We start from the raw sequence: 13,872 nt of genomic DNA, 5'->3' as shown, positions 1-13,872 counted from the left end.
AGGTAGAGATTGAGTCAAAGTGGTGGCTTGTATTGCATTGGCGGGTAAACACTTTCTCAACAGTCACAGTTATGGCCTAAAAGGCAATAACTGCAACAGCTGAAAACGGATAACCATCCCCTGGTTAGACTGACTTATGTAGCAGGTCTAGGTAACGGGTTCAATCGCTTGATGTGGATTGCGGCTATCTTGCCCTTGAGGCAGATTGCGCATTAAAATTGCTTTATCCAGCTCGACTTCTGCCGGCACAGCTAAGAATACAAAGTGCCCTGAACCTAACCCGGCTTCTACTGATTCACCTTTGCGATTAACTAATTCTGAAATGGTTAAGGTGATATTGCCTTGCGGGGTCATCAATTCAACACTGTCACCGACAGAGAACTTGTTCTTAACGTCAATTTCAGCTGCGCCGGCATCATTGCGTTTACCGGTAAATTCACCAACAAATTGTTGGGTATCACTGATTGAGTAGCCGTAATCATAGTTCTGGTATTCGTCATGAACGTGACGACGTAAGAAGCCTTCGGTATAACCACGATGCGCCAAGCCTTCAAGGTTATGCATTAGCGTGCGGTCAAAATCTTTACCTGCCACAGCATCCTCAATGGCTTGACGATATAACTGTGCGGTTCTCGCTACGTAATAAAAAGATTTAGTACGGCCTTCAATTTTTAATGAGTCGACACCCATTTTGGTTAAACGCTCAACGTGTTGAATGGCACGTAAATCTTTTGAGTTCATAATATAAGTACCATGCTCATCTTCATAAGCAGGCATATATTCGCCTGGGCGTCCTGGTTCTTGCAATAACACCACTTCACTTGATGGCTGACCTGCGCCCAATGTTGGCGGCGTCTCTAACTGCACACCATGTTGGTCAACAAGCCCTTGTGGGTTTACCGCAATAATGTCACCGGTTTCAGTTTGCTTGGCTTCATGGACATCGTACTTCCAACGACAAGCATTGGTGCAAGTGCCTTGGTTAGGGTCGCGCTTATTGATGTAACCAGAGAGTAAGCAACGGCCTGAGTAAGCCATACATAAGGCACCATGAACGAAGACTTCTAATTCAATATCAGGACATTGCTGACGAATCTCTTCAATTTCATCAAGAGAGAGTTCACGAGATAAAATAACGCGCTTAATACCTTGCTGCTGCCAGAATTTAACTGACGCCCAGTTAATCGCATTGGCTTGAACAGATAAATGCACGGTTTGATCTGGGAAGGCTTCACGAACCATCATGATAAGACCTGGGTCTGACATGATGACCGCATCGGGTTTCATATCTATCACTGGTGCCATATCGCGGATATAGGTTTTTAGCTTTGCATTATGTGGAGCAATGTTACTCACTACATATAGCTTTTTATTTAATGCATGCGCTTCTTGGATCCCCATCGCGAGGTTTTCCATTTTAAAGTCATTGTTTCTAACGCGTAAGCTATAGCGAGGTTGACCTGCATAAACCGCATCTGCACCATAGGCAAAGGCGTAACGCATGTTCTTTAATGTTCCTGCTGGAGACAATAGCTCTGGTCTAAACATAATCACTCTCAATTTGATGGAAATTCACGCATAGCGCGGGGGGCGGCATTTTACTTAAGTATGGTTGGTTAATGCAAATAATTCCTCTGTGATTGTGGGGTTTGTCTAAATTAAGGAAGGCTAAACAATTGACAAGCATTATAAAGATTAGTGCTTTTTCTTTATTCTAATAAATTACATAGCTGATATACTCCACACAAAGCAATAACAAAAAAACTACAGGCGGTATGCATGACAACGGAACACCAACTACTGGTCGGGCTATTAAAGAAGCTTAAAGATGACGCTCTTGTGCTTCCAACACTGCCTGAAGTGGCCATGCGGGTGCAGGAAGTTGTAGCGCAGCCAGACTCAAGTTTGAAGCAAGTTGGCGATATTATTGGCCAAGATGCTGCTATTTCAGCTCGTATTATTAAAGTAGCTAACAGCGCCTTATATAGCCGAGGTAACAAAGCTGAAAATATCAGTGCAGCCGTGAATAGAATTGGTTTGATACAAATTAAATCTATCGTGACTTCTGTGGCACTTGAGCAGTTATTTATCTCAACCAATGAAATGGTCTGGGAAGTGATGGATGAAGTATGGCAAACCTCTATCGAGGTGACCGCATCTTCAGGGGCAATGTTAGCGATTTATAATAAGCGCAATCCAACTAAGAAGTTAGATCCTGAAACGTTAACACTTGCTGGCCTTGTTCATAATATTGGTGCGTTACCTGTGTTGTCGGAAGCTGAATCCAAGCCTGATGCATTTACCAGTATTGAACAATTACGTGGGTTAGTGCGTAAAATGCAAGGACCTATAGGGCGTGCAATTTTAAAAACATGGGATTTTGCCCCTGAGGTCATGGAGGTCGTAGAGCGTTGGGCTGATTTACATTACATGCCAGAGAATGTGACTTACTTAGACTTTATTCGCTCAGCGGCATATTACACTGGTGAATTAAGAGCAGGGGTGGAACTTGAGCAGCGTTTAGATATTTTCGCAACTCGTGGGCTACCTGTGACGCCAGAAGATTTAGAGAGTGATGAGTTTTTAGAAGTTTATCATTCCATTAAGCAAAGCTATCAATAAAAAAGCGATTACGTGTGTTAGTTAAAAGCGATACACTCGACTATTAACAATAACTTATATAAGGAGCGGTAAATTGTGTTAAGCATTGAAATTATCATTGTGCTTTTTATTGCACTTATTCTGTTATTAGGAGTTGTGTTAGGCGGTTATTTTCAGCAAGGAAAGTTTATTGCTGAATTAACCCAAACCTTAGAATCTAATTCTGCTGACCATTCACCATTAAATTTCAAACATACCCCAAGAGCATTTAAACCTCTAGTACGTAACCTGAATCTGTTTCAGCAAAGTAATCCTATTACTCTTGAGCGAGACAAGCTGACGGGTCTATCGAATCGGGTTGGCTTTAAACGAAAAATGTTTGCCAAAATGCCAGCGACAGAAGGGATGTTAGTGCTGGTGGATATCCAGCAGTTTCGGTTTGTGAATGATTTATTCGGCTTTATTTTTGGTGACCAGTTACTGAAATCTTTTGCCAGAAGAATTAAGCTGTTACCTAACCCCCCTCAGTTTGTCTCGCGTATGAACGGTAATGAGTTTTTACTGTTTTATCCTAAAGCCATTTCCATTTCTGAATTAAACTACGTCAAACAGCATCTACAAAAGTCGTTTGAGATCGAGCAAACCCCCATTAGCATTAAAGTTCAGTTAGGCGTACTTGAGTTACATGAGCACCATGCGGATGTGAGCTTGATGCTTCGAAGATTAGATTTAGCACTAAAAAAAGCCAAAATTAGCCACCAAGACATTGCCTTTTATAATCAAGATGATGATAAAGCGCAGTATCGCGAATTAATGATCATTAATAGTCTCCCTAAAAGTTTAAAGCAGAACCAGCTCCATATGGTTTATCAGCCTAAACTCGACATTAGCACGGGAAATTGCTCGCAAGTTGAAGCGTTAATTCGTTGGGAACATGAAGGTTTAGGTAATATTTCACCAACGGAATTTATCCCACTAGCTGAGCATACAGGCGTGATCAACTTAATCAGTCAGTGGGCATTAGAGCAGGTACTTCAGCAACAAGTTAAGTGGCTGCAGCAAGGGATTAATATAAAAGTCGCTGTTAACCTATCGACCAAAGATTTAGAGAATCAACACTTACCCATCGATATAAGTAATTTGCTGATGCAGTATAAGGTGCCAGCAGAGAACTTGATGATTGAAATTACTGAAAGTGCCTTGATGCTTGATTTAGCTCGAACCATTGAGACGCTAAAAGAAATTAGAGAGTTAGGAGTTAAAATTGCTATTGATGACTTTGGTACTGGCCACTCTTCATTAGCCTACTTACGTCACTTACCCATCGATGAAGTTAAAATTGATAAAGCTTTCTTAGATGATTTTAATTGTGATTTACAAGCGAACAAAATCGTCAAAACAAGTATTGATTTAGCTAAAAGCCTTGGCTTTGATGTGACGGTAGAAGGGGTTGAAACCAAAGATGTTTTTGATACCTTGATTGAATTTGGTACTGATACCATTCAAGGTGAGTATGTGAGTAAACCTCTTATTGCCTCTGAATTAGAGCTGCGTTTCTCGCAGCTCATTCAAAAACCTTTTGTGACAGCTCCAATCACCCATTAATCGATTTATTGAGCTTATATCATCAAAGTTATTAACGTCATTTAGCGTAATTTATCTTAATTTTAGCTAAAATTTTCAGTGAGTTGTTCAATTAACTTGATTGGCATTGGTGCCATTTGACGCTGCTGATTCATGCAAACCATTTCAATGGTTGCTGTCACCGCAGGCTTCTTCGCATTAGGGCGCCAAATCTCTTGCTGCCACACAGTGCGGTATTTACTTTCAAAGTAATATTTAGTTCTGACATCGATAATATCCGCAAACTCAACCCCATCATGGCAAAGCATATCTGTTCGATAAACTGCAAACCCTAGTTGCTGCTCTTGCCATAAAATATTGAGCACATTAGCGCCAATGACATGTTCTCTGGCCCGTTCAAAATACTTTAAGAAGTTGGGATGATATACCACCCCTGAAAAGTCAGTATCTTCGTAATATATTTGCACAGGGAAATGGAAGGTAGGGCTGTATTCAATTGTTTTTTGAGTCATCATCATTGCAATGTCAGAATTTATTAATGCTATTGTCGCTTATTTGAGTCGGTTTCTATAGCGCTAATTAATAAGGATTGTTGTCATTCAACCTCATCAGACCACAGCCGCGAGTTTTGGTGGCTTAGTTTAGATGACTTAGTTTAGATGACTTAGTTTAGGCTGCGTCTATTGACGAGGATTTCGCTAGCTGTTGGCTCGGTTACCGCAGGGCTAAATAAATATCCCTGACCAGTCAGGCAGCCTAATTCAATAAGCTTGGCTCTTTGCAAGTCAGCTTCAATACCTTCTGCGACAATATCCATATTAAGCTCAATACCTAATTGAATGATATTTTTTAATACTATTTCAGTCGCTTGGTTGTCTAATAAATTTTTGAGAAAACCCTGATCAATTTTTAAGGTATCTATCGGGAAATGGGTAAGGTAATTTAATGATGAAAACCCTGTGCCAAAGTCATCTAAAGCAATTCGTACGTTGAGTTTCTTGAGTTGCTTAAGCACGACTTCAGCGGTGTCGAAGTTTTCAATCAATAAGGACTCGGTTATTTCTAATTCGAGTTTTTCAGCTGGAAACCCCGTTTGAGCTAAAATTTCGGCGATATGCTCACAAATATCTGGTTGAGAGAGTTGTATTGGCGATATATTGACTGAAATATTATCTTTTAATAATCCTTGTTGATGCCATTTTTGCCCATCCGTGCACGCTTGTAAAAGTACCCAATAGCCAATTTCAATAATTTGGCCATTGCTTTCAGCTTCAGGGATAAACTTCACTGGTGATATGAGCCCTTCCGTTGGGTGATACCATCTTAATAATGCCTCAAACGAACAGACTTCACCATTAACCATATTGACCTTAGGTTGATAGTGAACTTGAAACTGCTTATTGATGAGAGCATTTTTCAATTGCTGCTTAATGGTGGTTTTTTCAAGTAGTGCTTGTGATAACGACTCATTGAAAAAATAAGCGCCATTGCGGCCAGCATGTTTAGCGGCGTACATGGCTGTGTCTGCATGTTTTAACAATGTTTTACAGTCAACGCCATCTTCAGGGAAGCAGGCGACCCCTATGCTTGCTGAGCTCGTTATCCAGTGTTCCTTTATTTGATAACCTGTATTAATGCTGGAGCGGATCTGCTCAATAATATTGATGAGTTTAGCTTGAGTGCCAGGATGTTGAATAATGATAGCAAATTCATCCCCGCCTAATCTTGCCAGTAAATCCTCTTCTTTAAGGGTGTTTGATAAACGTTTACTGACTTCAATAATCAACTCATCGCCAATATCATGGCCCATAGTATCATTCACTTCTTTAAAATAATCTAAGTCTATGAACACGACTGCCGCAGGTTTTTGTATATCATTGACTGTTAATTCGAGTTTCGCATTAAAACGGAAACGATTTGATAGGCCAGTTAAACTGTCAAAGTTGGCTCGATTACTGAGTTCGGTAATTTTTTGATAACGGGTATATAGATAAAGAATCGCGAGGAAAGCACAAATAATGATTAAGATAATAATGGCGTAGGACCACCAAGCTTGTTTGACCTTAAAATCAAACGAAGCGACATTTGGACTCCAGCGACCATCACTATTACTGCCTTGGGCAACAAAAGAATAGTGACCTGCATTAAGGTTGGTGTAAGTCGCTGAGGTATGACTGCCTGCATAGATCCATTCGTCATCAAAACCCAATAATCGATAACGATATTGATTCCTATACGGGGCGGTAAAGTCCATTGATGCAAAGGAGAATTGGACAATATTTTGTTCATAGTCTAATTGAACATCACCGATTTTTTGGTTGCTGTTAGGGCCTAAAAACTGTTCATTGGCAATCAGCGCAGAAGTGATATGGACTTTGGGTTTGAAGCGATTACTTTTGATGGCTTTAGTGTTAATTTTATACAGGCCATTATTAGAGCCTAGGTATAAATTATCGTTTTTCATCGCTATCGCAGAATCAGTAAATGAGCTGCCTTTTTCGTTAGTCGCACTTGGGTACTGTGTTACTTCAAAGGTATCAATATTCATTTTGGCGAATTTGGATTGCGAAGTAACCCAGACAAAACCATCTCGATTACCGGTAACTCCTCTTAAGGTGTTGCTGGTAAACCCTTGCTCTTTATTGAAGTATTTAATTTCAACAGGATCTTGCCACATTTCTCCCATTTCGATACGTGCGAGGCCCAATCCTTGGGTGGCAACCCAAATATGGTTATTTTCATCTTGATAAAGTTTAACGGTTCTTATGTTTTCTGTTTCTGAGCCAAGCGATAAATGCTTAACCTCGAAAGTCTCAGGATTCACTCTGTAAATGGCATTGGTTGTTGCTAACCATAGCTCGCCATTATGGATAAATTGCTTATCAAAAGTGAAGTTGCCTCCTGCGGCATAAGAAAAGTCATGTTCTGTCAGTAGTTGCTGTTTAATTCCTTCTTGAGGATTAAACAGGATCAGCCCCACATCTAAGTAACCCGTGATCCAAACATCGCCGTTATTATCAGGCAGCGCCAAATAGAAAGGACTATTAGGGAAGTCATGAGGATTATCTAGCGCGTTACTATAGTGGGTTAAGGTTTCATTAAGTGTGTTAAATACCGACAAACCATTTGCACTGGCAATCCAGAGGTTTTCTTCATCGTCTTTAATTGCACTGTATGGCGACGAAATTGATGCGTCTTCAATTGGGTTTAATTTTATCGCTTCTGTTTTATCGCTGATGAGATTTATTTTTTCTGATGTTGTTACCCAGACATCTTTGCTTTTATCGGTATTAATCCAATAAGTGAAAGGGCTAGATAATTCAGGTGAAAATGGGTGGGGTCTAAAAATTCGAGTGCCATGCTTAAACGGGGAGTAGTACGATGCCCCCATTGTTGTGGCGAACCAAATGCCGCCTGATTGATCAATCTGCAATTCACCGACAATATTATCTGCAATAGAACTAGGGTTGTAGGCTTGATGTTGTAGGTGGGTATAGCTCATTGTGTCTAATGTGACTTTTGTAGCGCCTTTGTCATGGGCTAGCCAAAGGGTATTGTCATTTTCAAGGGTGAGGTCATATATCGTATTTGATATAATTTGATCGATAGAAGGGTTATTTTCATCGATTACATAGGCAACTACTTCCATGGTTTTAGGGTTGAAATCGATTAAACCTTGTTGATAAGTTCCTAACCAAACTTGCTCGTCAGATATCACTTCAACGGCATTGATTGATCCTGTCATAATCTTATTGGTATCAGGATCTAAAGATGTGACTATATCTAACCGCTGGGTGTCCATGTTGACTGTCGTGAGTCCATAGTCTGTAGCAACCCATAGTGTATCTTTGTAATCACTAAAAATACTGTAAATGGAAGTATCGTATTGCTGACCATCTTCGTCAAAAAGTGAAAAACCCGTGAAGGTGTTTGTTTGCGAATTATATAGACTAATTCCTGCACCTGTACCTATCCAGATATTGTCATACTTATCTTCATATATTCGCGTTACCCAACTAGATCCAAGATTATTTTGACTGGTCTGCATATTGTGCAAAACCATTTCATTAGCAGGTGTTAGCTGATTGAGTCCATCTTCAGTACCGATCCAAATATTGCCGGCTTTATCTTCATAAATATCGGTGACATAGTTGTTTGAAATGTGATTCTTTTCATTAGGCGAAAACTGAAAATGAGTGAAGTTGATACCATCGTATCGGCTTGCACCACTGTCAGTGCCAAACCACATATAACCGCTTCGTTGTTGGTGAATAGTAGTAATACTAGAGGAAAGTAAGCCATCACTTACATTGAGGGTCTCAAGCTGGAATTGCTCAGCGTAGGCAAGTGAAAATATGCCGAAATTGACACAAATAGCAATGATAAAGCTATGTAGGGTGCTTGCCCGTAGAAACATCAACTTCTCTGCTATTTAGGGTGATTACTATTACGTAATTGTTACATAAAAAAATGCTCTATGGAATCCTGTATAGCAGATGAGTTTGTTCGAACTCGCTTTGTTAACGCGATGTTAACATCTGATTTTAAAAGAAATATTTTATAGTTAAATTTTTAATGATGATTTAAATACTATTCAATAGCTTAAGCAATATATCTTCAATGTTTGGACTCATATCATGCAAATTAAACCTGAAATTAACAAACAGAAAACTAGAGCAATAAGTTTGATTCGATAGGGATATGACTGCCTATCACATCCAGCAATGATTTCGCTGTAAGAGCAGCGACACTGATCACCTGTGTATCGCAAGCATATTTCTGCGCAACTTTTGCCATCAATAAATCAAAGTCACCGTCACCTGAAAGCAGAATGACCTTATCAACGTGCTCAGCATAATCTAAAACGTCGATTGTTATCCCGACATCCCAATCGCCTTTTGCACTGCCGTCACTACGTTGAATATAGGGTTTGAGTTTAACCTCAAAACCAATGTGCCTGAGTGCATCTTGAAATTTGACTTGGCCATCATCTGCTGGGGCGATGGCATAAGCAAAAGCATGCTCTACTTGAGCTTGTTGGCTCAGCATTTTAAAAAGCGCACGATAATTAAACGAGCGACCATAAGCCTGTTTACAGGTGTAATAGATGTTTTGTACATCAACAAATACCGCGATTTTTTCCATTATTACACCTGTTATTCCGTTATAAATGCTGACTAGTCAGGGATTGCTCGGATCTCGTCGTTAGCAAACCTAAAATTCACTACGCGCTTTTTTGCTTTTGAAGTTCAATAGCATCATTGAGTTGTTGTTCAACAAACCCTGGTGAGTGAGTCGCACCAGATATCAATCGATACATGGCAGGGATCACTAATAAGGTCACTAGAGTAGCAAATGCCATTCCAAAGAACACTACTGTACCGACTGCAATTCGACTTTCTGACCCTGCACCTGTTGACATAATCAATGGGATTGCACCAATAAGGGTGGTAAATGCGGTCATTAGAATAGGTCTTAAACGTCTAGCTGAAGCATCAATAATAGCTTGCTCTAATTCAAGACCTTTGTCTCTAAGCTGGTTGGCAAACTCAACAATCAAGATACCGTTCTTAGTCACCATACCAATCAACATAATCATGCCGATTTGGCTGTAAATATTAAGGCCTTGCCCAGTTAGGTATAAGCCTAAGAATCCACCAAATATTCCCATTGGTACGGTAAACATAACCACTAATGGGTTAATAAAGCTCTCAAATTGCGCAGCAAGAACTAAATAAGCGACTAACAAGGCTAAGCCGAATACAATAAAGATGCTGCTTTGGTTTTCTTTAAAGTCTTTTGATTCACCGGTATATGACACTGTGATATCACTTGGCAGCATTTCAATGGCTTTAGCGTCAAGAAAATCTAATGCTTCACCTAAAGTATGTCCAGCGCCTAAGTTTGCTTTTAGAGTGATCGATTTTTGCTTATTAAGATGACTTAATTTTTGTGCTGAAGCGACTTCGTCAATTTGAGTAATGGTATCTAAGGTGATCAGCTGGCCTGTTGCTGTGCGCATATATATCTGACTTAAATCAGCGACGCTGTTAAAACTGTTTTCATCACCGCGAAGATAAACATCATATTCTTCACCGCGCTCAATAAAGGTCGTTTCACTGCGGCCACCTAGCATGATTTCCAAGGTGTCAGATACCTCTGTAACACTGACGCCAAGCTCTGCTGCACGTTCACGATCAACGGTGACCAATAACTCAGGTGTTGTTTCTGCATAGTCAAGATCTGCACCTTCTAATATTGGGCTTAAGTCGGCCTCAAGTTGCAGTTTTTGTGCCCAGTCAAATAGTTCGTTGTAGTCAGAACCACCTAAAACAAATTGCACTGGCTCGCTAGATTTACCTCTAAAACCAGGCAGCATAGGGCGAACCATCACATCGGGAATGCCTTCAAGAGACTTAGCAACAATACCGAGTGCCTGTTGGGCATTGATAGAGCGATCTTTCCATTCTTCTAATTGAATAATGACAAAGCCGGTTTGGTCACCAGCACGACCACCAAAAGCGGGCGCCTGAGTACTGAATGACTTAATAAGACCATTACCCAGCATCGGCATTAATCTTTGCTCTACAATGTCCATATTGGCAGCCATGCGATTATAACTGGTGCCTTCTGCGCCTTTGATGAAGGCAAAAATCACTCCACGGTCTTCTTGTGGGGCAAGTTGAGCTGGAACTTGATTCAATAACCAGCCACTACCTACAAGACAGGCAATAATCACAACAGGCGCCGCGAAACGGTATTGAACTGCCTTTGAGACGATAGCGCGGTATTGCTGCTCAAGCTTATCAAATACTCCATCAACCCAAAGGTTAAAACGGTTAGGTTTAACATTGGCTTTAAGTAATTTACTGCCAAGTACAGGGGTTAAGGTGAGGGCGATAAGCGAGGAAAATAGCACTGATACGGCCAGCATTACCGAAAACTCAGTAAATAGTAACCCGACCATGCCCTCCATAAAGGAAATAGGTAGAAATACCATTACTAATACAGCAGTGGTTGCCATGACTGCAAACCCAACTTCGCGCGCGCCTTTGTAGGCTGCTAAAATTGGCGGTTCGCCTTTTTCAATATGATGGAAAATATTCTCGACGACGACGATGGCGTCATCTACGACTAAACCAATGGATAATATTAAGGCCATTAAGGTTAATAAGTTAATAGAAAAACCGAAGGTATTTGCCGCGATAAAGGCTGAAATAAGTGACACTGGCACTGTTACAGCTGGGATTAAGGTCGCACGTACTTGGCCAATGAAAATATATAACACTAAAATCACTAAAATGGCGGTGATAATAAGCGTGTTATAAACTTCATCAATTGAGCGAGAGATAAAAATGGTGGAGTCGTAATCGACAACTAAAGCTGTGCCATCAGGTAAAAAGTCTTGGATTCTATCCACTTCTTTATGGACTAATTTGGCTACATCAAGCGGGTTAGCATCAGACTGAGCAATAATGCCTAAACTGATGTTAGTGACACCATCACTTTTAAACGTTGAGTTTTCGTTCTCTGCACCAATAAATACATCTGCAACATCTTTTAAGTAAATAGGCGTACCGTCATCGGCAGTGCGAACCACTAAATATTCAAAATCGTCGGGGCTGTTATAAAGCCTTGCCGTTCTTACTGTCATTACTGTGGTGTCGTTACGTACTTCACCACCTGGGGTTTCTACATTTTCAGTATTAAGTGCTGAGACAATATCATTGGCCGAAACATTACGACCCGCCATTAGCTCAGGTTTTAGCTGTACGTACATTACCTTGTATAAGCCACCTGATAATGAAATTGAGCTCACACCTGTAATTAAATTAAAGCGATCTTCTAGTACTCGCTGTGAGTAATCCGTCAGCTGAGTTCTATCCATGGTGGATGAACTCAAGTTGACGTAAATAGATGGCTCCCCTGAGCCATTATCTTTTGATACGACAGGATCGTCTGCTTCATCAGGTAATCGGCGTTGAGCGCGCGCAACAGCGTCACGTACATCACTGACGCCTTCAGTTAAATCCCAGCCTAATAAAAAGGTCACTGTAATACGTGACATACCGTTGCGGGTGACAGATTCAATTTCATCAACGCCACTGATACCTGTAAGTTCATCCTCAATGGTAGTGGTGATCTGGCTTTCCATAATCGTTGCCGAAGCACCGCTATATGTGGTCATGACTGTAACGACAGGGCTTTCGACATCTGGCATTTCTCTCACTGATAATTTTGACAGTGAAACAAGGCCAAATACCCCTAATAGCAAACTCAGAACAATCGCAACAACAGGGCGTTTAACTGATACATCAGAAAGCCACATTAACTTTTCTCCTGTTGAACTTCAGCTGTTGGGTTACTCAAAGATCCTAAGATTGATCCATTTTCTGAATGCATGTCTGAATCAACAATTGAATCATCTTCTTCATGGGCTAGCTTTTCCGCAGTACCTTGTTGCTCTAATACGTCTACTGAGACGCCATCACGCATATTAACTAAACCTTGAACGACAACAATATCACCAACGCTTAACCCTTCAGAGATCAGGACTTCATTATCAATACGGGCGCCGAGATTGACTTCAGTGCGCTTAGCAATGTTTTGGCTATCAACAAGATACACAAATCTTTTGGTGCCAGAGTATTCAATGGCTTGAACTGGGATGACAGGTTCAGAAACCGCAGGGAAGCTAAGCGTGGCCGCCATCATCATGCCAGGTTTTAACTTGTTATCTGGATTAGCAAATTCTACTCGCACACGTAAGTTTAAGGTGTCTTGATTAATACGCGAATCAATTGCGACTATTTCACCGTTAAACTCATGAGATGGCCATGCACGGCTTTGTGCTGACACTTTCATACCATTAGATAATAATGATAAGTAATGCTCAGGAACTTGTAAGTCGAGTCTCATGGTTGAAAGGTTGTCAAAAGACAGTAATTCGGTACCGACAGAAATCATCTTGCCAACGCTAAAATCGATTAAGCCTGCAGAGCCTGAAAATGGGGCATTAAGTGAGTGGTAATCTAAATCAGCTTGGGCTGCAGCCAATCTTGCCGCAGCAATATCAACACTGGCACGTTGAGCATCAATTTCGGTTTGAGTAATGGCATTGCTTGAAATGAGTTTAAGGAATTCCTTTAACTTTCTTTTTTCATCAGCAAGATAAGCGGCTGCTTCAGCTGTTGCTGCTTTGGCTTTTGAATCGTCTAGCTGAACCATGACTTGTCCAGCTTGAATGTCTTGATCGGGTTTTATCAAAATGTCACTAATTTTCCCGGCAACTTGAGAAGAAATAAAAACAGATTGTTCAGCATCAAGTTTGCCAATTAACGACAGTGATTGTGATAGTTCATGTTGATCGACAATACCTGTCACAACAGGAATAGTTTTTTGGGCTTTTCCCTTTGCATGAGGCTTGGCTTTATCTGCTTGAGATAAACCACTAAAAGACACAACAGCAGCGATAAGACTGCTTACTATGATAAGAAATGCCAGTTTTTTCATTTTTTGACTCTAAGAAAGATCAACAGACCGATTGCTGAATTAGGGTCTATTTTAATGAAAAAAAGTCATATAAGGGTAAAGGAATGTAAAGCTAAACATATAAGATTGTAAGGAAACATGCTGATAACATAAGTGTTTATCAAAATGATCTTAAATGTTGTTTGCCGATCTTAC

At 40.5% G+C, this 13,872-nt stretch carries 8 protein-coding genes; 2 read left to right on the top strand and 6 right to left on the bottom strand.

Features of this window, described 5'->3' with window-relative positions:
- Positions 1 to 147 precede the first annotated feature (147 nt).
- On the bottom strand, positions 148 to 1,548 hold the full coding sequence (yegQ, locus tag AB4153_RS01695) for a tRNA 5-hydroxyuridine modification protein YegQ (RefSeq protein ID WP_303513057.1): 1,401 nt from the start codon (positions 1,546 to 1,548) through the stop codon (positions 148 to 150).
- 231 nt (positions 1,549 to 1,779) lie between these two features.
- Here yegQ and AB4153_RS01690 point away from each other — a divergent pair, with 231 nt between their 5' ends.
- The gene (locus AB4153_RS01690; protein WP_102526929.1) at positions 1,780 to 2,622 is read left to right on the top strand and encodes an HDOD domain-containing protein; all 843 of its coding nucleotides are present in this window, start codon (positions 1,780 to 1,782) and stop codon (positions 2,620 to 2,622) included.
- 75 nt (positions 2,623 to 2,697) lie between these two features.
- On the top strand, positions 2,698 to 4,206 hold the full coding sequence (locus AB4153_RS01685; RefSeq protein WP_229368932.1) for a bifunctional diguanylate cyclase/phosphodiesterase: 1,509 nt from the start codon (positions 2,698 to 2,700) through the stop codon (positions 4,204 to 4,206).
- 62 nt (positions 4,207 to 4,268) lie between these two features.
- On the opposite strand, the gene AB4153_RS01680 is transcribed toward AB4153_RS01685, so the two are convergent.
- The 5 genes from AB4153_RS01680 to AB4153_RS01660 form a co-directional block, all read right to left on the bottom strand.
- Positions 4,269 to 4,697 carry a thioesterase family protein gene (locus AB4153_RS01680; RefSeq protein WP_371996153.1) on the bottom strand — a complete coding sequence of 143 codons (429 nt, stop codon included), beginning with the start codon at positions 4,695 to 4,697 and terminating at the stop codon, positions 4,269 to 4,271.
- Positions 4,698 to 4,849: 152 nt separating this feature from the next.
- A complete protein-coding gene (locus AB4153_RS01675) occupies positions 4,850 to 8,602 on the bottom strand; it encodes an EAL domain-containing protein (protein WP_371996152.1) in 3,753 nt (1,250 codons plus the stop codon).
- A 254-nt stretch (positions 8,603 to 8,856) separates the two neighbouring features.
- The gene (locus tag AB4153_RS01670; RefSeq protein WP_248954938.1) at positions 8,857 to 9,330 is read right to left on the bottom strand and encodes an NYN domain-containing protein; all 474 of its coding nucleotides are present in this window, start codon (positions 9,328 to 9,330) and stop codon (positions 8,857 to 8,859) included.
- Between the two features lie 79 nt (positions 9,331 to 9,409).
- Entirely contained in the window at positions 9,410 to 12,514 is a 3,105-nt protein-coding gene (locus AB4153_RS01665) for a multidrug efflux RND transporter permease subunit (RefSeq protein ID WP_303513044.1), read from the bottom strand.
- On the bottom strand, positions 12,514 to 13,698 hold the full coding sequence (locus tag AB4153_RS01660) for an efflux RND transporter periplasmic adaptor subunit (RefSeq protein WP_102526934.1): 1,185 nt from the start codon (positions 13,696 to 13,698) through the stop codon (positions 12,514 to 12,516). The genes AB4153_RS01665 and AB4153_RS01660 overlap by 1 nt, the downstream gene beginning before the upstream one ends.
- Positions 13,699 to 13,872 lie beyond the last annotated feature (174 nt).

It is taken from the genome of Shewanella sp. 10N.286.52.E4 (genome assembly GCF_041468785.1).
GTDB classification, from domain to species: Bacteria; Pseudomonadota; Gammaproteobacteria; order Enterobacterales; family Shewanellaceae; genus Shewanella; species Shewanella electrodiphila.
Note: the sequence above shows the minus strand (reverse complement) of the source record. Positions and strands in the feature narration are given on the sequence as shown.